This is a genomic window from Pseudomonas umsongensis (assembly GCF_012647205.1).
Lineage (GTDB): Bacteria > Pseudomonadota > Gammaproteobacteria > Pseudomonadales > Pseudomonadaceae > Aquipseudomonas > Aquipseudomonas umsongensis.
The window spans coordinates 340,062-359,498 of the sequence record NZ_CP051487.1 but is presented as its reverse complement, the minus strand read 5'-3'; the positions used below and the strand labels follow the sequence as shown (position 1 = coordinate 359,498).

At 59.8% G+C, this 19,437-nt stretch carries 17 protein-coding genes; 13 read left to right on the top strand and 4 right to left on the bottom strand.

What is annotated here, in order from left to right:
* Positions 1–340 precede the first annotated feature (340 nt).
* The 7 genes from HGP31_RS01585 (at position 341) to tauD (ending at position 8,649) form a co-directional block, all read left to right on the top strand.
* On the top strand, positions 341–2,665 hold the full coding sequence (locus tag HGP31_RS01585) for a Tex family protein (RefSeq protein ID WP_020795795.1): 2,325 nt from the start codon (positions 341–343) through the stop codon (positions 2,663–2,665).
* Complete coding sequence (locus tag HGP31_RS01580; protein WP_020795796.1) at positions 2,665–3,048, top strand: PaaI family thioesterase; 384 nt, start codon at positions 2,665–2,667, stop codon at positions 3,046–3,048. The genes HGP31_RS01585 and HGP31_RS01580 overlap by 1 nt, the downstream gene beginning before the upstream one ends.
* A gap of 274 nt (positions 3,049–3,322) precedes the next feature.
* The gene (gshA, locus tag HGP31_RS01575; RefSeq protein ID WP_020795797.1) at positions 3,323–4,906 is read left to right on the top strand and encodes a glutamate--cysteine ligase; all 1,584 of its coding nucleotides are present in this window, start codon (positions 3,323–3,325) and stop codon (positions 4,904–4,906) included.
* A 238-nt stretch (positions 4,907–5,144) separates the two neighbouring features.
* The gene (gene tauA / locus HGP31_RS01570) at positions 5,145–6,122 is read left to right on the top strand and encodes a taurine ABC transporter substrate-binding protein (protein WP_020795798.1); all 978 of its coding nucleotides are present in this window, start codon (positions 5,145–5,147) and stop codon (positions 6,120–6,122) included.
* A gap of 16 nt (positions 6,123–6,138) precedes the next feature.
* Positions 6,139–6,933 (top strand): taurine ABC transporter ATP-binding subunit, encoded by a 795-nt coding sequence (tauB, locus tag HGP31_RS01565; RefSeq protein WP_033043914.1) that lies wholly within the window; start codon positions 6,139–6,141, stop codon positions 6,931–6,933.
* Positions 6,930–7,763 (top strand): taurine ABC transporter permease TauC, encoded by an 834-nt coding sequence (tauC, locus tag HGP31_RS01560; protein ID WP_020795800.1) that lies wholly within the window; start codon positions 6,930–6,932, stop codon positions 7,761–7,763. The genes tauB and tauC overlap by 4 nt, the downstream gene beginning before the upstream one ends.
* A 43-nt stretch (positions 7,764–7,806) precedes the next feature.
* Positions 7,807–8,649: a taurine dioxygenase gene (gene tauD, locus HGP31_RS01555; protein WP_020795801.1), complete on the top strand. Its 843-nt coding sequence runs from the start codon at positions 7,807–7,809 to the stop codon at positions 8,647–8,649.
* A 159-nt stretch (positions 8,650–8,808) separates the two neighbouring features.
* Here the strand turns inward: tauD and mgrA are convergent, their stop codons facing one another.
* Positions 8,809–9,846 (bottom strand): L-glyceraldehyde 3-phosphate reductase, encoded by a 1,038-nt coding sequence (mgrA, locus tag HGP31_RS01550; protein ID WP_033040852.1) that lies wholly within the window; start codon positions 9,844–9,846, stop codon positions 8,809–8,811.
* A gap of 132 nt (positions 9,847–9,978) precedes the next feature.
* A complete protein-coding gene (locus tag HGP31_RS01545; RefSeq protein WP_020795803.1) occupies positions 9,979–10,869 on the bottom strand; it encodes a LysR family transcriptional regulator in 891 nt (296 codons plus the stop codon).
* A gap of 114 nt (positions 10,870–10,983) precedes the next feature.
* Between HGP31_RS01545 and HGP31_RS01540 the strand changes: the two genes are divergently transcribed.
* Positions 10,984–11,724 (top strand): SDR family oxidoreductase, encoded by a 741-nt coding sequence (locus tag HGP31_RS01540; protein WP_168757073.1) that lies wholly within the window; start codon positions 10,984–10,986, stop codon positions 11,722–11,724.
* A gap of 106 nt (positions 11,725–11,830) precedes the next feature.
* On the top strand, positions 11,831–12,091 hold the full coding sequence (locus HGP31_RS01535; protein WP_020795805.1) for a hypothetical protein: 261 nt from the start codon (positions 11,831–11,833) through the stop codon (positions 12,089–12,091).
* Between the two features lie 8 nt (positions 12,092–12,099).
* On the opposite strand, the gene betT is transcribed toward HGP31_RS01535, so the two are convergent.
* Together betT and epsC are read right to left on the bottom strand one after the other, a co-directional pair.
* Entirely contained in the window at positions 12,100–14,055 is a 1,956-nt protein-coding gene (gene betT, locus HGP31_RS01530; RefSeq protein WP_168759123.1) for a choline transporter BetT, read from the bottom strand.
* A 415-nt stretch (positions 14,056–14,470) separates the two neighbouring features.
* Positions 14,471–15,397 carry a serine O-acetyltransferase EpsC gene (epsC, locus tag HGP31_RS01525; RefSeq protein ID WP_020795807.1) on the bottom strand — a complete coding sequence of 309 codons (927 nt, stop codon included), beginning with the start codon at positions 15,395–15,397 and terminating at the stop codon, positions 14,471–14,473.
* A gap of 190 nt (positions 15,398–15,587) precedes the next feature.
* On the opposite strand from epsC, the gene HGP31_RS01520 reads away from it, so the two are divergent.
* The 4 genes from HGP31_RS01520 to tcyN all read left to right on the top strand — a co-directional run bounded on the left by HGP31_RS01520 (position 15,588) and on the right by tcyN (position 19,065).
* Positions 15,588–16,580: a D-cysteine desulfhydrase gene (locus HGP31_RS01520; RefSeq protein WP_168757072.1), complete on the top strand. Its 993-nt coding sequence runs from the start codon at positions 15,588–15,590 to the stop codon at positions 16,578–16,580.
* Between the two features lie 259 nt (positions 16,581–16,839).
* A complete protein-coding gene (gene tcyJ / locus HGP31_RS01515) occupies positions 16,840–17,640 on the top strand; it encodes a cystine ABC transporter substrate-binding protein (protein WP_020795810.1) in 801 nt (266 codons plus the stop codon).
* A complete protein-coding gene (gene tcyL / locus HGP31_RS01510) occupies positions 17,640–18,305 on the top strand; it encodes a cystine ABC transporter permease (protein WP_020795811.1) in 666 nt (221 codons plus the stop codon). The genes tcyJ and tcyL overlap by 1 nt, the downstream gene beginning before the upstream one ends.
* A 4-nt stretch (positions 18,306–18,309) precedes the next feature.
* Positions 18,310–19,065 (top strand): L-cystine ABC transporter ATP-binding protein TcyN, encoded by a 756-nt coding sequence (tcyN, locus tag HGP31_RS01505; RefSeq protein WP_020795812.1) that lies wholly within the window; start codon positions 18,310–18,312, stop codon positions 19,063–19,065.
* Positions 19,066–19,437 lie beyond the last annotated feature (372 nt).

The following is a 19,437-nucleotide window of genomic DNA, read 5'->3' as shown; positions in this document are numbered from 1 at the left end:
GCGCGCATTATGGCGTAGCTGCCGTTATACGCACCGTGTGCATTGTTAGCAGATTTTTCCTTTATCGCCAGAAATCCGGTGATTATGCCTACAACCTGCGATGCCCCCGAATGGCAGAACGCTGGTTATAATGCGCGGCCTTTTGTGTCAGGCAACGTCTGATCGTTACCCCGGTTGACCGCTTTTTATTTTCATGGCGCCGGCAGTAATTGTTCGATTTCACGGGTCAACGGGATACCTTTGATCCAGGTAGCGGCGCAGGCCAGGCCGCTCAACCAGACTCGCCAAGGCCTCATCGTTGCGCCTGCGAGCCTGCTTTCACAATTTGTCAGGTGGTTTTATGGACAGCATCAACAGCCGCATCGCCGAGGAACTCGGTGTACGCCCACAACAGGTCGAAGCGGCCGTCGCGCTACTCGATGAAGGTTCTACCGTTCCCTTCATCGCCCGTTACCGGAAAGAAGTGACCGGCAGCCTCGATGACACCCAATTGCGTCATCTGGAAGAGCGTCTGCGCTACCTGCGAGAACTCGACGAACGGCGCATCAGCATCCTTGCCAGCATTACAGAGCAAGGCAAGCTGACCCCGCAGCTGGAACGCGACATCAAGCTCGCAGACACCAAGACCCGCCTCGAAGACTTGTACCTGCCGTACAAGCAGAAGCGCCGCACCAAGGGCCAGATCGCCCTGGAAGCCGGCCTCGGCGAACTGGCCGACGGCCTGTTCAACGACCCGACCCTGAGCCCGGAAACCGAAGCCGCCCGCTTCATCGACGCCGAAAAAGGCGTGGCCGATGTGAAGTCCGCCCTCGAAGGTGCCAAGTACATTCTCATGGAGCGCTTCGCCGAAGACGCAGGCCTCCTGGACAAGCTGCGCAGCTACCTGAAGCAGGAAGCCACTCTCAGTGCCCGCGTAATTGCTGGAAAGGAAGAGGAAGGCGCCAAGTTCCGCGACTACTTCGAACACGACGAACCGCTGAAGAGCATGCCGTCGCACCGCGCGCTGGCGATTTTCCGTGGCCGCAACGAAGGCATTCTCAGCTCCGCCCTGAAAGTTGGCGATGAACTGCCGGGCACCATGCACCCGTGCGAGGGCATGATCGGCCAGCACGTCGGCATCCAGAACCAGAACCGCGCCGCCGATAAATGGCTGGGTGAAGTGGTGCGCTGGACCTGGAAGGTCAAGCTCTACACCCACCTGGAAACCGACCTGCTAGGTGAGTTGCGCGACGGCGCTGAAACCGAGGCGATCAACGTGTTCGCCCACAACCTGCACGACCTGCTGCTGTCGGCTCCGGCCGGCCCGCGCGCGACCCTGGGCCTCGACCCGGGCTTGCGCACCGGGTGCAAGGTTGCGGTGGTCGATTCCACCGGCAAGCTGCTCGATCACGCCACGGTTTACCCGCACGTGCCGCACAACAAGTGGGACCAGACCCTCGCCGTGCTCGCCGCCCTGTGCGCCAAGCATTCGGTGGACCTGATCGCCATCGGCAACGGCACCGCCAGTCGTGAAACCGACAAGCTGGCCGCCGAACTGATCAAAAAATACCCAGCCATGAAGATGACCAAGGTCATGGTCTCCGAAGCCGGCGCATCGGTTTACTCCGCATCGGAACTGGCTTCCAAGGAATTCCCGGACCTGGATGTGTCGATCCGTGGCGCGGTGTCGATTGCCCGCCGCCTGCAGGATCCGCTGGCCGAGCTGGTGAAGATCGATCCGAAATCCATCGGAGTCGGCCAATACCAGCATGACGTGTCGCAGTTGAAACTGGCGCGGGGCCTGGATGCCGTGGTCGAAGACTGCGTGAACGCCGTGGGCGTCGACGTCAACACCGCCTCCGTGGCATTGCTGGCGCGGATCTCCGGCCTCAACGCGACCCTGGCGCAGAATATCGTCAGCCATCGCGACGAACACGGTGCGTTCAAGACTCGCGCTGCGCTGAAGAAAGTCGCGCGCCTTGGCGAAAAAACCTTCGAGCAGGCAGCAGGTTTCCTGCGCGTCATGAACGGCGAGAACCCACTGGATTCGTCGGCAGTGCACCCGGAAGCCTATCCGCTGGTACAGCGAATTGCCGCCGAGACCGACCGCGATATCCGTTCGCTGATTGGCGATGCCGCGTTCCTCAAGCGCCTCGACCCGAAGAAGTTCACCGACGAAACTTTCGGTCTGCCAACGGTCACCGACATCCTGCAAGAGCTTGAAAAACCCGGCCGCGACCCGCGCCCCGAATTCAAGACCGCAGAGTTCCAGGAAGGTGTCGAAGACCTCAAGGACTTGGAATTGGGCATGATCCTCGAAGGCGTCGTGACCAACGTGACCAACTTCGGAGCATTCGTCGATATCGGCGTGCATCAGGATGGTTTGGTGCACATCTCCGCACTTTCGGAGAAATTCATCAAGGATCCACGGGAAGCGGTGAAGGCCGGTGACGTGGTGAAAGTGAAGGTCATGGAAGTCGACATCCCGCGTAAGCGCGTGGGCCTGTCGATGCGCATGAGCGACACCCCGGGCGAGAAAGTCGACGGTGCTCGTGGTGCGCGTCCGGGTTCGGCGCCACGCCAATCCCAGAACACCGCACCGCGCAAGGAAACCACCGCTGCAGCGCCGAGCAACAACGCCATGGCGTCACTGTTTGCCAACGCCAAACAGCTGAAGAAGCGCTGATGGACATCCCTGCCGGGTACACCGAAAGCGCATTTTTCAAGCTGTTGGGTTGCCGTTTGCACAGCCTGGAAACCGGGGTGGCGCAAGTCGCCCTGGCGCTTGAGCCACAACTGCGCAATCGCGCCAACAAGCTGCACGGCGGGGCCTTGTTCAGCCTGGTGGACATTGCCATGGGGCTGGCCTGCTCCAGCACCCACGGCTTTGACCAGCAAAGCGCGACCATCGAGTGCAAGATCAACTACATCCGCGCCGTCGCCGACGGCGAGGTGATGTGCACGGCGCGGGTTATCCACCCGGGCCGCCGCACGCTGGTGGTCGAAGCCGACGTGATGCAAGGCGACAAACTGGTCGCAAAAGCACAAGGCACGTTCGCTGTCCTGTAGCTAGATGTCATCGATTTGAGTTAATTTCGACGCTGTGACCGCAGCGCCGGAGTTTCCTGTGGGAGCGAGCCTGCTCGCGAAGGTGGTGTATCAGGCGACTTCAATGTCGATTGACACTCCCTCTTCGCGAGCAGGCTCGCTCCCACAGGGGATTGCGACGATCAGAACGTGCACGGCGACAAAAACCAGGCGAAAACGCCAGTTTTAACTTCACCCTTGTAGACCGTCTTGCCCACCCCCATATTGGGGCGACTGACGCGTGAAGGAATCCAACTTGAGCGAACTTCTCAACCGCCGCCTGGCCCTGCTCGGCGAGCGCGCTAACCTCTCTCTGCTCGAACAGTGCCTTCACGGCATCGAACGTGAATGCCTGCGCGTGACCGATGAAGGTCGCCTTGCGCAAACGCCGCACCCGGAAGAATTGGGTTCCGCGCTGACCAACGAACAGATCACCACCGACTATTCCGAGTCGCTGCTGGAGTTCATCACCCCAGCCCTGCCCGACCCGGCGGATACGCTGGCGAGCCTGGACAGCATTCACCGTTTTGCCTACAGCAAGCTCGGCAACGAGTACCTGTGGAGCCCCTCGATGCCGTGTCCGTTGCCGGCCGAGGAAGACATCCCGATTGCCTACTACGGTACGTCCAATATCGGGCAGCTCAAGTACGTCTACCGCAAAGGCCTCGCCCTGCGCTACGGCAAGACCATGCAATGCATTGCCGGCATTCACTACAACTTTTCCCTGCCGGAAAAACTCTGGCCGCTGCTCAAGCAGGCCGAAGGCTTTGTCGGCACCGACCGCGATTTCCAGTCGTCGTCCTATATCGCACTGATCCGCAACTTCCGGCGCTACAGCTGGCTGCTGATGTACCTGTTCGGTGCTTCACCAGCACTGGACGCTGGCTTCTTGCGTGGTCGTTCGCACCAGCTGGAACAGCTGGACCCGGACACCCTCTATTTGCCGTACGCCACCAGCCTGCGCATGAGTGACCTGGGTTACCAGAGCAACGCCCAAGCGGGCCTGACACCGTGCTACAACGATCTGAACAGCTATACCGATAGCCTGCGCAAAGCGGTGGCGACACCCTATGCGCCGTATGTCGAAGTCGGTACCCACCAGGACGGTGAGTGGGTCCAGCTCAATACCAACATCCTGCAGATCGAAAACGAGTACTACTCCAACATCCGCCCCAAACGCGTAACCTATACCGGCGAGCGGCCGATCCAGGCGCTGATGGCCCGCGGCATCCAGTACGTCGAAGTGCGCTGCCTGGATATCAACCCGTTCCTGCCAATGGGCATCGATCTCACCGAATCGCGCTTCCTCGACGCCTTCCTGCTGTACTGCGCGCTGAACGACAGCCCGTTGTTGACCAACACCAGTTGCTCGAATGCGACCTCCAACTTCCTCAGTGTGGTCAAGGAAGGTCGTCGCCCAGGCCTGCAATTGCAGCGCAACGGGCAACCGGTCGACCTGAAAGAGTGGGCGGGCCAATTGCTGGAGCAGATTGCCCCACTGGCCGCACTGCTTGACCAGAGCCATGGCGGCGACGCCCATAGCAAAGCACTGGACGCGCAGATGGCCAAGGTCCAGAACCCTTCCCTGACGCCATCGGCCCAGGTGCTGGCGGCAATGGCCGAGCACAAGGAAAGCTTTGCTCAATTTTCCCTGCGTCAGAGCCGGGCACACGCCGAGTTTTTCCGCAGCGAGCCGTTGCCGGCAGAGCAACAGGCCAGGTTTGAAGAGCTGGCGCGTTCATCGCTGGCCCAACAAGCCGAGCTTGAGCAGAACGAAGTGGGTGATTTCGATGTGTTCGTTGGTGCGTACCAGGCGAGTATTCTGGCGATCAGCAACTAGCGCACTGATCGTTCCCACGCTCTGCGTGGGAATGCAGCCCGGGACGCTCTGCGTCCCAAAGCCGAACGCGCAGCGTCCATGGAGGCGATCTTTCGCTGCGCGTGGGAACGATCAGCTACGCTCCGGCTTAGAATTTTCCGCTCATAAGCTCATTCGAAAAAGTTATTTATTTTCGAATTCTTATATCATTTAGTCTCCTTTCACGCCGACTCTCAGTCGCCTGACAAGGAGCTTCCCGATGAAACTGAATTTCCCCCTTCGCCTCCTGGCGGCCGCCTCTCTGGCGGCGGCGAGCTTTCTGGCCCAGGCAGCCGACGTGACTGTCGCTTACCAGACCACCGTCGACCCGGCAAAAGTCGCACAGGCCGACGGCGCGTATGAAAAAGCCACCAAGGCCGACATCAACTGGCGCAAATTCGATAACGGTGCCGACATCATCGCCGCGATCGCCTCGGGTGACGTGCAGATCGGTTACCTCGGTTCCAGTCCGCTGACAGCAGCGATCACCCGCAAAGTACCAGTGGAAACCTTCCTCATCGCGACCCAGATCGGCGCCGCCGAAGCGCTGGTGGCCCGCGAAGGTTCCGGGATCAAGACTCCCCAAGACCTGATCGGAAAGAAAATCGCCGTACCCTTCGTTTCCACCGGCCACTACAGCCTGCTGGCTGCGCTCAAGCACTGGAACATCGACCCATCGAAAGTCACGGTGCTGAACCTGGCGCCGCCAGCGATCATTGCCGCCTGGAAACGCGGTGACATAGACGCCACCTACGTGTGGGACCCGGCCCTGGGTGTGGCCAAGGAAAACGGCAAAGTCCTGATCACCTCCGGTGAACTGGCCAAGTTCGGTGCGCCTACCTTCGATGCCTGGATCGTGCGCAAGGACTTCGCCGAGAAGCACCCGGAAATCGTCACCGCGTTTGCCAAAGTGACCCTGGATGCCTACGCCGATTACCGCAAAGACCCGCAAGCCTGGCTCGCCAATCAAGGCAACGTCGACAAGCTGGTAAAACTGTCCGGCGCCAAGGCCAGCGACATTCCGCTGCTGCTGCAAGGCAACGTTTACCCGCTGGCGGCTGATCAAGTGGTCACCCTCGGCGCGCCGACCACCAAGGCGATCACCGACACCGCCGTGTTCCTCAAGGAACAAGGCAAGGTTGATGCTGTATTGCCGGACTACGCGCCGTACGTCAGCGCCAAGTTCATCACGGATTGATCAGGAGTTAATGGCGATGGCTTTGCTACAGCTGGAGCGCATCAGCGCACAGTACCCCGGCAGCCCGGAACCTGTGCTGGCGGATATTTCCCTGACCCTCGGGCCCCAGCAGTTGCTGGTTGCCCTCGGCCCGTCCGGCAGTGGCAAGACCTCGCTGTTGAACCTGATTGCCGGTTTCGTCGAGCCCAGTGCCGGGCGTATTACCCTCGATGGCGTACCGGTCAAAGGCCCGAGTGCCGAGCGCGGCGTGGTGTTCCAGGATGACGCCCTGCTGCCCTGGCAGGACGTGCTGGCCAACGTAGGCTTCGGCCTGGAACTGGCCGGCATTGCTCGGGGCAAACGCGAAATCCGCGCAAGGGAAATGCTGGCGCTGGTGGACCTCGCCGGTTTTGAAAGCCGCCGGATCTGGCAACTCTCTGGCGGCCAGAAACAGCGTGTCGGCCTGGCCCGCGCGCTCGCTGCCGATCCGCGTGTATTGCTGATGGACGAACCCTTCGGGGCCCTGGATGCCTTCACCCGCGAACAGATGCAAGAGCTGCTGCTGCAAGTCTGGCGGCGCACCGCCAAACCTGTCTTCCTGATTACCCACGACATCGAAGAAGCGGTGTTTCTCGCCACGGATCTGATTCTACTGGCACCCAATCCCGGGCAGATCGTCGAGCGCCTGCATCTGGATTTCGGTCAACGTTACGCCGCGGGTGAATCGGCACGGTCGATCAAGTCCGATCCGCGCTTTATCGAAACCCGCGAGCACGTGCTTGCCAAAGTGTTCTCCCAACGCAGCGCCGCCCAGCGGCAGGAGCGCGCATGAGCAGCTACGAAATTCCCGCCTCAGCGGTTAAACCAGGTACTACAGCCATTGCGCTGCGCCGTAGCTTGAGTACTCGCTGGATCAGTGTGCTGACATTGATCGCGCTGATATTCATTTGGTGGGCTGTCACCGCCACAGGAATGATCGAGCCACTGTTTCTGCCGCCACCGTCCGCCGTGCTGCAAAAAGGCTGGCTGCTGGTCACCAGTGGCTACATGGATTCGACGTTATGGCAGCACTTGGGCGCGAGCCTCAGCCGCATCGGCCTGGGCCTTGGCTTTGCGGTGCTGACGGCCGTGCCAGTCGGTATCGCTATCGGACATAACCGCATTGCACGCGGCATTCTCGATCCAGTGATCGAGTTCTACCGCCCTATTCCACCGCTGGCTTACCTGCCGCTGATCGTGATCTGGTGCGGTATTGGCGAATTGTCGAAAGTGCTGCTGATCTACCTGGCCATTTTCGCCCCGATTGCCATCGCTACCGCCACTGGCGTGCGCACCGTCGACCCGGCCAAATTGCGCGCCGCGCAGTCACTGGGCGCGACCCGTGCACAATTGATCCGCCATGTGATCCTGCCGAGCGCCTTGCCGGACATATTGACCGGGGTGCGCATTGGCTTGGGCGTGGGGTGGTCGACGCTGGTGGCCGCCGAACTGATTGCCGCCACCAGCGGCCTGGGTTTCATGGTGCAGTCCGCTGCGCAGTTCCTGGTCACCGATGTGGTGGTGCTGGGGATTCTGGTGATCGCGCTGATTGCCTTCGCGATGGAGATGGGCCTGCGTGCCCTGCAACGCAAGCTGGTGCCATGGCACGGCCAGGCTCACTAATGCCTCCTGTTTTTGTTCGATACCCGGATTGAAGAGAACCACCATGAGCAACCTGACCATCGTCCCTCTAAGCTCGGCCCTCGGCGCACAGATCAGCGGCGTCGACGTCAGCCAGCCGCTGAACCTGGAACAACGCGACGCCATCGAGCAGGCGCTGCTCAAGCACCAGGTGCTGTTCTTCCGTGACCAACCGATCACCCCGCAGCAGCAGGCACGATTCGCCGCCAATTTCGGCGACCTGCACATCCATCCGATCTACCCGAACGTGCCGGAGCAACCGGAGGTGCTGGTCCTCGACACCGCCGTCACCGACGTGCGTGACAACGCGATCTGGCACACCGACGTGACCTTCCTCCCGACCCCGGCCATGGGCGCGGTCCTCAGCGCCAAGCTGCTGCCGGAGTTTGGCGGCGATACCCTGTGGGCCAGCGGCATTGCGGCGTATGAAGCCTTATCGGCGCCCATGAAAAACCTGCTCGAAGGGCTGACCGCCACCCACGATTTCACCCGTTCGTTTCCACTGGAGCGCTATGGCAACACACCTGAAGCACTGGCCCAATGGGAAGAGACTCGGCGCAAGAATCCGCCGCTGTCTCACCCGGTGATCCGCACGCATCCGGTGAGCGGGCGCCGTTCATTGTTCGTCAACGAGGGCTTCACCTCGAAAATCAACGAATTATCGGAAACCGAGAGCGAGGCGATCTTGAAGTTCCTGTTCGCTCATACCACCCGCCCGGAATTCACCATTCGCTGGCGCTGGCAGAAAGACGACATCGCGTTCTGGGACAACCGCGTGACTCAGCATTACGCCGTGGATGATTACCGCCCAGCGCGCCGGGTGATGCAGCGGGCGACGGTGCTGGGGGATGTGCCGTTCTTTCGCTGATCCGCCAGTTTTGTACTGACTCTGATGGCCCCATCGCGGGCAAGCCCGCTCCCACAGGTTCAATAGTGTCCACAGACTTTGTGTACGACTCGGACACTGTGGGAGCGGGCTTGCCCGCGAAGAGGTCGGAACAGGCACCAGAAATCCAGTGCCGATCACTTACTCCGCGGTCGACGGCTTCTCCCAAAGATTGATCCCACCCTCCTGGGCAAATCGATCAATCTGCGCCAACTCTTCAACACTGAAGCTCAAATTCTTCAACGCCCCGACGTTCTCGATGATCTGCTCCGGTCGGCTCGCGCCAATCAACGCCGAAGTCACCCGCGGATCGCGCAGGGTCCAGGCTAGCGCCAGCTGCGCCAGGCTTTGACCGCGACGCTTGGCGATCTCATTGAGCGCACGCACATGGGCAATGTTGGCCTCGGACAAGTGCGAAGCCTGCAACGAATCACCGCCCGGACGGTTGACTCGCGCATCCGCCGGCACGCCGTTGAGGTATTTGTCCGTCAGCAGCCCCTGAGCCAGCGGCGTGAACGCAATCACCCCCGTACCGAGCTCATCGGTGGTGTCCAGCAAGTCCTTTTCGACCCAGCGATTGAGCAAGTTGTAGGCCGGTTGGTGAATCAACAGCGGGACTTTCCATTCTTTGAGCAGCGCCGCCATTTCGCGGGTTTTCACCCCGGAATAAGACGAGATACCGATGTACAACGCTTTACCTTGTTGTACGGCAGTAGCCAAGGCGCTGGCGGTTTCTTCCAGCGGGGTATCCGGATCGAAACGGTGGGAATAGAAAATGTCCACATAGTCGAGGCCCAGGCGTTGCAGGCTCTGGTCAAGGCTGGCGAGCACGTACTTGCGCGAACCGCCGCCCTGACCGTAAGGACCGGGCCACATGTCCCAACCGGCCTTGCTCGAAATGATCAACTCGTCACGGTACTGCTTGAAGTCTTCACGCAGCAAACGCCCGAAGTTGATCTCGGCACTGCCGTACGGCGGACCGTAGTTATTGGCCAGGTCGAAATGGTTGATGCCCAGGTCGAACGCCGTGCGCAACAACGCACGCTGGGTGTCGATCGGCGTGCTGTCGCCAAAGTTGTGCCACAGGCCCAGGGACAGCGCCGGCAGTACCAGCCCGCTACGGCCCACGCGGCGGTAAGGGATGGAGTCGTAGCGGTTTTCGGCAGCGGTGTAAGTCATCGAATCCTCTCTTGTCTGTCTTGAATCTGGTTGCCCAGCATACGCCCGGACAAACGTCAGAAAACCCTGGATTCGAAAAAAGCTGAAACGTTTCATGGCCGATAGTTCCCACGCTCTGCGTGGGAACGATCTTCAACCGGCATCCGCAAACACCTCCCCCAACCAATCCACAAACACCCGAACTCGTGGCGACATGTGCCGGTTGTGTGGATAAAGCACTGAAACCGGCATCGGTGGCGGCGGTGTTTCAATAAGGACTTCCTTTATCAGCCCTTGGGCGATCTGCGTTTCCATCCGGTAATGCGGGCACTGGATCAGGCCCAATCCGGCGATCGCCGAGGCCGCGTAGATCTCCGCGCCGAATACCGAAACGGCACCGTCGATGGGCACTTCCTTGAGCTCGCCATCGACCATGAATTCGAACGGGAACAACTTGGCCGTCGTGCGTGAGACGTAATTCACCGCGCGGTGATTTTTCAGGTCGTCGAGGCTTTTCGGTTCGCCGTATTTGCGCAGATAAGCGGGACTGGCGCAGGTGATCTGGCGCAGGCTGGCAACACGTTTGCCGATCAGAGCGGAGTCGCTCAACGTGCCGGCGCGCAGCACGCAGTCGACCCCTTCGGCGATCAAGTCAACCAGGCGGTCGGCCTCGCTGATGGAAAGTTCGATGTCCGGGTAGCGCACCATGAATTGCGGCAAGGCCGGGATCACGAAATGTTTGGCCAGGGTTCCGTGCAAGTCGACCCGCAGCCGTCCTTTTGGCGCCACGCCGCGAAACGCCAATTCGGCCTCTTCCAGCTCTGCCAGCAGTTGCACACAACGCAGGTAGTACGCCTCGCCGTCCAGCGTGGGGCGCACCTTGCGCGTGCTGCGCTCGAGCAAGCGTGTGCCCAGCCAGGCTTCGAATTGATTCAGCGTGTGGGTCAGGGTTGCGCGCGGCAAATTCAGGTCATTCGCAGCCAACGTAAAGCTGCTGCGCTCATAGATCCGCACGAACACCTTCATCGCTTTGACCTGATCCACGGCGATCCCCTTGATTGTTGGCGATTATTGAACAGTCAAGGCAACTCTGCTGCATTTATCGGCTTGGGTAAACATGTGAAATTGGCCCCCACACCCCATCAACAGGAGCATCGCATGATTACTCAAACTTCCAGGGTGGCCCTCGTGACTGGCGCCTCCCGCGGCATCGGTGCGGTCATTGCCAGGCAACTGGCCAGCGAAGGATTCGCGGTCGCCATCAACTACGCCAGCAGCGCCAGCGAAGCTTCAAGACTGGTTGTAGAGTTGCGTCAGGCCGGACATCAAGCCATAGCGATCAAGGCCGACGTGGCCAGTGCGGATGACGTGCGCCGGATGTTCGACGAGACCGAAGCCCAGTTGGGCAAGGTCGACGTATTGGTGAATAACGCCGGTATCCTCAAGGTCATGCCCCTGGCGCAGCACAGCGACGAATTGTTCGAACAGAACTTCAACATCCATGCGCGCGGCACCTTCAACACCCTGCGCGAAGCGGCCACACGCTTGAATAGCGGCGGGAAGATCATCAATTTTTCCAGCAGTACCGTCGGCCTGAATCTGCCGGGCTACGCCGTGTACATCGCCAGCAAGGCCGCGGTGGAATCTTTGACCCAGGTATTTTCCAAGGAGATGCGCGGGCGCAATATCACGGTCAATGCCGTGGCACCGGGGCCGGTGGCGACCGATTTGTTCCTGCATGGAAAGAGCGAAGAGCAGATCCAGAATTTCGCCAAAATGGCGCCGCTGGAGCGCCTAGGGCAACCAGAGGATATTGCCCGTGTCGTGACGTTCCTGGTCGGGCCGGAGGCGGCGTGGGTCAATGGGCAGATTCTGCGGGTGAATGGCGGGCTGGTTTAACTATGCTCACACTAAAACCGCAGCGACACCATTCGCGAGCAGGCTCGCTCCCACAGGGATCGCGGTGAATCTTGTGGCAGCACACACCTGAAGGGGGGCAAACACCATGCACACCACCATCATCATCACGTTCGGGCTGATCCTGCTTGCCTTGATGTTGTACATCGGCGAAAAAATCGGCTTCCCCCGCCAAGTGCTCGCCTACAGCTTTATCGTGCTGTGGCTGGCCCTGACGCTGATCAATGGCGCGGTGGGCATCGTGCATGCCCGCCAGCCATTAGGCACGGAGGTGATGGTTGGCAGCGCCGTGTTCGGTATCCCGGTGGCGGCGCTGGTGTTGTTCATGGTGTTGACCACCGAGACCTGAAGAGCCGCTCAACGCACCAGGTGCAAGAACTGCATGTGCCGCTCGTACTGATCGAGGATGTCGTTGATGATCTGCTCCTTGGTGTAGCCCACCAGATCGTAATTCTGGCTACCCTCGCTCAGATGCACTTCAGCCCGGTAATAGCGACGATTGTTGAGCTGCTTGGAGCCCATGCCGCCCCGGGCAAACGACGGCGTAAAGTAGCCGCGCATTTGTACCTGGTAGATGAACGGGTGTTCGTCGCCGTGACCGATTTCCAGGCTGACGCTGTCGTTGACCGGTTCGGGATGAGTCACGACGCTCAGGCCCTTTTCGATAAACACCGCCGACACCTCTTCGATGGCCGGGCGCACCGTCGAATCGAGGAAGCGATAGACCTCATCCCGCGACGGGAAATGCACCGCCTGGCTCAAGCGCTGCCGCCAGCCACCACGCCGCGAGCCGGACACCGGCGCCAGGGAATGCATTTGTGCAATCTGCTTCTGCGACTCCAGGTAAAACGCTTTATGCAGCCCCCACATCATCAACAGCAAAATCAGCGAGAACGGCAATGAAGTCAGGACCACGGCTGACTTCAATGCATCTATGCTGCCGGAGAACAGCAACGCGCTGGTCACCAGCGCGGTCATCGCGCCCCAGAACACCCGCAGCCATTTCGGTCCGTCTTCATCGGGGTTGCCGCCCTTGGCGGACAGCGTCGACAACACCACGGTGCCGGAATCGGCGGAGGTGACGAAGAACACGAAGCTGATGAACACCGTGACCGCAATCACGGTTTTGCTCCACGGGTAGGTTTCCAGCAGCAGGTAGAGGGTCATCGACGGGTTGTCGATGGCCGACATGCCCAACGCCGACATGCCGTGGTTGAGCACTTGGTCGATGGCACTGTTGCCGAAGATCGACATCCACGCCAGGGTGAAACCCAGCGGAATCAGCAATACACCGAAGACAAACTCACGGATGGTCCGGCCACGGGAGATCCGCGCAATGAACAGGCCCACGAACGGCGACCACGCGATCCACCAAGCCCAGTAGAACACCGTCCAGCCACCCAACCAGTCGCTGGGCTTGTCGTAGGCGTAGAGATCAAAACTCTTCATCGGCAAGGCGCCAAGGTAATCGCCAATGTTCTGGATCAGGGTATTGAGCAAGTGCTGGGTCGGCCCGGCGAACAACACGAACAGCAGCAGCGCGCAGGCCAGCAGCATGTTGATGTCGGACATCACTCGCACACCCTTGTCGACACCGGACACCGCCACGATGATCGCCGCGCCCATCATCAGCGTGATCAGCCCGACCTGAATCCACTGCGTGTGAGCGATGCCAAACAGGTAGTCCAGACCCGAATTGAGGTGCAACACGCCAAAGCCCATGTCGGCGCCGAGACCGAAGACTGTGGCGATAATGCCGAAGCCGTCCACCGCGTAGCCAATGGGGCCATTGATGCGCTTGCCGATCAGCGGGTACAGCGCCGAGCGCAAGGCCAGCGGCAGGTTATGTCGGTAGGCGAAGTAGGCCAGCGCCATGCCGACAAAGGCGAACACGCCCCAGCCATGCAGGCCCCAGTGCAGAAACAGGATCTGCATCGCCTGCCGCGCCGCATCCGCGGTGCCCGCCTCGCCCTGAGGCGGTTGCAGCATATGGGTCAGGGGCTCGGACACGCAGAAGAAAAACAGCGTGATGCTGATTCCGGCAGCGAACAGCATGCCGGCCCAGGACAGATAACTGAATTCGGGCTCGTCGTGGTCGGCACCGAGTTTGATCTTGCCGTAGCCCGATAACGCGGTGACCACCACGAAGACCAGATACAGGGTCATCGCCAGCATGTAGTACCAGCCAACGGTGTTGGCTGCCCAGTTTTGCGCCGCCAGCAACCAGGCGCCGGCCTGTTCGGGCATGGCCATGACCACGACACCGAACAACAGAATGAAGGTCGCCGCGAAGTAGAAAACCGGCGGATTCATGCGGACCAGGCCGCTTGGGGGAATGGACGATGCACTCATTGAAGGTGCACCTCGAAGGGGTTGGACGTGGCTGTAGAAATCGGACTCAGCAAAGGCAAGCCTCCTGTTGTGAGCGGGCAGCGAACCACCGGTTTAACTTGAATGAACGTTCAAGTTAAACATGAATAGGGTGCTAAGGACTAATCGCAAGGTTCGGCGGTCGTGGTTGAACACTAGCTCAAGGAGGTGTATTACGCGGATTTTGGAGGATTGGCCCACCGCAAAATTGCTGGACGCCATTACCAGGGTTCGCCTTGAAACCATTCGCGAGCAAGCCCGCTCCCACATTAGACCGAGTTGCCAGGCAGGTACGCATCTAATGTGGAAGCGGGCTTGCTCGCGAAGGCGGCATATCGAGCAGCGGAGGTCTCAGGACTTACTTCTGCGCCCCGTCATCAAGCTGCAAATTCGCCTGGGTCAGGTTACTGCCTGCCGGTACGCTGCGGGTCAGCCAGACATTACCGCCAATGGTCGAGCCCTTGCCGATGGTGATCCGCCCCAGAATCGTCGCGCCGGCGTAAATCACCACGTCATCCTCGACGATCGGATGCCGTGCCTGGCCCTTCTGCAACTGGCCGTCTTCGTCCGCGGGAAAACGCTTGGCCCCCAAGGTCACCGCCTGATAGATCCGCACCCGCTCGCCGATGATCGCGGTCTCGCCGATCACCACGCCGGTTCCATGGTCGATAAAGAAACTGCGGCCGATCTGCGCGCCCGGGTGAATGTCGATGCCGGTGGCCGAGTGGGCGATTTCCGCGCTGATCCGTGCCAGCAACGGCAGCCCGGCGCGATACAGATGGTGCGCGAGGCGATGGTGAATCACCGCCAGAATACCGGGATAGCACAGCAACACTTCGTCGACGCTACGCGCCGCCGGGTCGCCGTGATAGGCCGCCAGGACGTCGGTGTCCAACAGACTGCGCAGCCCCGGCAACGCGAGGGCGAAGTCCTGGATGATCTGGATGGTTTTAGCCTCGACCTCAGTGTCGACCTTGGCGCTGTGCCGTGCGGCGTAGCGCAATTCAAGCCGCGCCTGGGCCAGCAACGCATTTAACGCCACATCAAGGGTGTGGCCGACGTAGAAATCTTCACTCTCTTCGCGCAAGTCCACCGGCCCCAGGCGCATCGGGAACAGCGCACCGCAGAGCGCTTCGAGAATATCCGCCATGGCCGCCCGTGACGGCAATTCGCGACCACCCTGCTCACCGCTGGCGCGGCCGTTTTGTGCACGCCACTGCTCACGTGCCGTGCGCAGTTGGCTGACGATGGTTTGCAATTGCCAATGGCTGGAACGTTCACTCACGGTAAAAACTCCTCACGGGCGGCCGGACTGTCTGGCCGCACTAACGGCGATTACTTTACGGCAAGGCCCGCAAGCCAAATTAAGAACCAATTGTGCTGTGATAAGCACAAACGGCTATAAGCGATTGGCGGTTGCCCCGACAAAGTGGCGTGCCTATAGTCCAGAGACCTTCCACCGCCAGTACGGACCCATGATCAAACAACAGCTTGCCCGCTTTAATCGTCTCGACCTGCTCGGTCAGCCCACCGCCCTGGAAAAACTCGAACGCCTGTCGGCCTGGCTGGGTCGCGACATCTATGTCAAACGCGATGACCTGACGCCACTGGCGATGGGCGGCAACAAGTTGCGCAAACTTGAATTCCTGGCAGCCGACGCCTTGGCCCAAGGCGCCGATACATTGATCACTGCCGGGGCTCTGCAGTCCAACCATGTGCGCCAGACCGCGGCCATTGCCGCCAAGCTGGGCCTGGGTTGCGTGGCCCTGTTGGAAAACCCGCTGGGCACCGACGACGCCAACTACGTCGGCAACGGCAATCGGCTGTTGCTGGACCTGTTCGATGCCAAGGTTGAGTTGGTAGAGAACCTGGATAACGCCGATGAGCAACTGCAAGCCTTGGCCAACCGTCTGCGCAGCAACGGCAAGAAGCCGTACCTGGTGCCGATCGGTGGCTCGAATGCGCTGGGTGCCTTGGGGTATGTACGAGCCGGGCTGGAACTGGCCGAGCAGATCAAGGACACCGGGTTGAATTTCGCCGCCGTCGTCCTGGCCTCGGGCAGTGCCGGGACACACAGTGGCCTGGCACTGGCGTTGAGTGAAGCGTTGCCGGATTTGCCAGTCATCGGCGTCACCGTTTCTCGCAGCGATGAAGATCAGCGGCCAAAAGTCCAGGGCCTGGCCGAGCGTACCGCCGAGTTGCTGGAGATGCCATTGCCGGCGAGCTTCAAGGTTGAGTTGTGGGATGAATACTTCGCACCGCGCTATGGCGAGCCCAATGCCGGGACGTTGGCAGCGGTGAAGCTGGTGGCTGGTCAGGAAGGCCTGCTGCTGGACCCGGTCTACACGGGCAAGGCCATGGCGGGGTTGTTGGACGGGATCGGGCACCAGCGTTTCAATGAAGGGCCGATCATCTTCCTGCACACTGGTGGAGCGCCAGCGTTGTTCGCCTATACAAGCTTTCTGTAAAGAGCCAAGATCAAAGATCGCAGCCTCTGTAGGTGCTGCCGAAGGCTGCGATCTTCCCGGGCAACACATATTCCCTTAAGAAATAATAAAAATAGAATTTATTATTTTCTAATCTAAAAGCGCCATCATATAGTCACGCCCCAGGCGAATTTGTAACGAGACGCGTGCGCTGCTTTAAGGCAGGATATCGCAGTCGTCCAAATCCCGATTTTGCCAACTTTCCTTAAGCGTCTTCCATAAGAAAACACAGGGGCTTGTCATGAATTTTTCCGCACTACGTCGAAATCTGCTGGTGGGTTCGCTAGGTCTGGCGCTGAGCGCCGGCCTGATCGGCCAGGCATGGGCCGGTGAGCAACTGAAACAGATCAAGGATAAAGGCGTGATCAACGTCGGCCTGGAAGGTACTTATCCTCCGTTCAGCTTCGTCGATGAAAACGGCAAGCTTTCGGGTTTCGAGGTCGAGCTCTCCGAAGCCCTGGCCCAGAAGCTGGGCGTCAAGGCCAAGATTCAGCCAACCAAGTGGGACGGCATTCTCGCCGCTCTCGAATCCAAGCGCTTGGACATAGTGGTCAACCAGGTGACCATCTCCGACGAACGCAAGAAGAAGTATGACTTCTCCGAGCCATACACCGTTTCCGGTATCCAGGCGTTGGTGCTGAAGGACAAGGAAGCCGCGCTGAACATCAAGAGCGCCGCTGACCTGTCCGGCAAGAAAGTCGGCGTGGGCCTTGGCACCAACTACGAACAGTGGGTAAGAGCCAACGTACCAGGCGCCGACGTGCGCACCTACGACGATGATCCGACCAAGTTCGCCGACCTCAACAACGGTCGTACAGACGCCATCCTGATTGACCGCCTCGCCGCGCTTGAATACGCCAAGAAAGCACCGAAAACCGTCGCTGCCGGCCAGGCGTTCTCCCGCCAGGAAGCCGGTATTGCCCTGCGCAAAGGCGAGCCGGAACTGCTGGCTGCCGTGAACAAGGCTCTCGACGAGTTGCGTGCCGACGGTACCCTGGCCAAGATCTCGGAAAAGTACTTCCAAGCTGACGTCACCAAATAATGGAAGCTGCTTTCCAACTCGCACTGGATTCCGCGCCCTTTCTGCTCAAGGGCGCGTATTACACGGTCATCCTCAGCCTGGGCGGAATGTTCTTCGGCCTGGTGATGGGGTTCGGTCTGGCGTTAATGCGCCTGTCGCGCTTCAAATCGGTCAACTGGCTGGCCCGCATCTACGTGTCGTTCTTTCGCGGCACGCCGTTGCTGGTGCAACTGTTCGTGATCTATTACGGCTTGCCGCAATTGGGCATGGAGCTCGATCCACTGCCCGCGGCCCTGATCGGCTTCTCGCTGAACATGGCGGCCTACGCCTGCGAAATCCTGCGCGCCGCGATCGGTTCGATTGAACGCGGGCAGTGGGAAGCCGCTGCCAGTATCGGCATGACCCGTGCGCAAACATTGCGCCGGGCCATCCTGCCGCAAGCGATGCGTACCGCATTGCCGCCACTGGGCAACAGCTTTATCTCGCTGGTCAAGGACACCGCGCTGGCCGCTACCATCCAAGTGCCGGAGCTGTTCCGCCAGGCGCAGCTGATTACCGCACGCACCTTCGAAGTGTTCACCATGTACCTTGCCGCCGCGCTGATCTACTGGGTCCTGGCCACGGTGCTATCGCACCTGCAGAACCAGTTGGAAGCACGGGTCAATCGGCACGACCAGGAGTCCTGACCCCATGATTGTCGTGGAAAAACTGACAAAGCAGTTCAAGGGTCAAGTCGTGCTCAACGGCATCGATCTGCAAGTGAAGGAAGGTGAGGTGGTGGCAATCATCGGGCCAAGCGGCTCGGGCAAGACCACCTTCCTGCGTTGCCTGAACTTCCTCGAAGCACCCACCAGCGGCCGGATCAAGGTCGGCGACATCGAAGTCGATACCAGCCGCCCATTGAACCAGCAACAGAGCCTGGTGCGCCGTTTGCGCCAGCACGTGGGCTTCGTGTTTCAGAACTTCAACCTGTTCCCCCACCGCACAGCCCTGGAAAACGTTATCGAAGGCCCGATCATCGTCAAGAAGATCCCGCACGCCGACGCCGTTGCCCTGGGTAAAAAGCTGTTGGCCAAGGTCGGCCTGGCAGGCAAGGAGGACGCCTACCCGCGCCGCCTTTCCGGTGGTCAGCAACAGCGCGTGGCGATTGCCCGCGCGCTGGCGATGGAACCGGAAGTGATTCTGTTCGACGAACCGACCTCGGCACTCGACCCGGAGCTTGTGGGTGAAGTGCTGGCGACCATCCGCGGCCTGGCCGACGAGAACCGCACCATGGTCATCGTCACCCACGAAATGGCTTTCGCCCGTGACGTGGCCAATCGCGTGGTGTTTTTTGACAAGGGTGTGATCGTCGAACAAGGCGAGGCCAAGGCATTGTTTGCCAACCCCAAGGAAGAGCGCACGAAACAGTTTCTCAGCAAGTTCCTGAACAACGCACACCATTAAATCCCTCGTAACACTTGTCAACTTCCATGGATGGAAGTTACACCTTCCTGCCACAAAACCCAATCCTTAGAATATTTATATACCTGTGCGCGACAAGCATATTTTGTCAGTGCACTCGATACATATATGTATAGCGCAACAGTTTAATGACTGATTCTCGACCACCGCCCAAGCAACACCAACCCTCAAAAGATGGCGCCCTTGGCAAGTATATTCGACGTATCTGGACAGTTTATTAACTTCAAAGCGTAGGATAATTCTGAATAACGCCAGACATCCCTTTTAACCAACCCACTCTATTGACACTTACTCTAGCTAACTCTTATCTAGTCTCTTTCCAGCGGCACCGCTCGCGCCCAGTCATTATTTAAA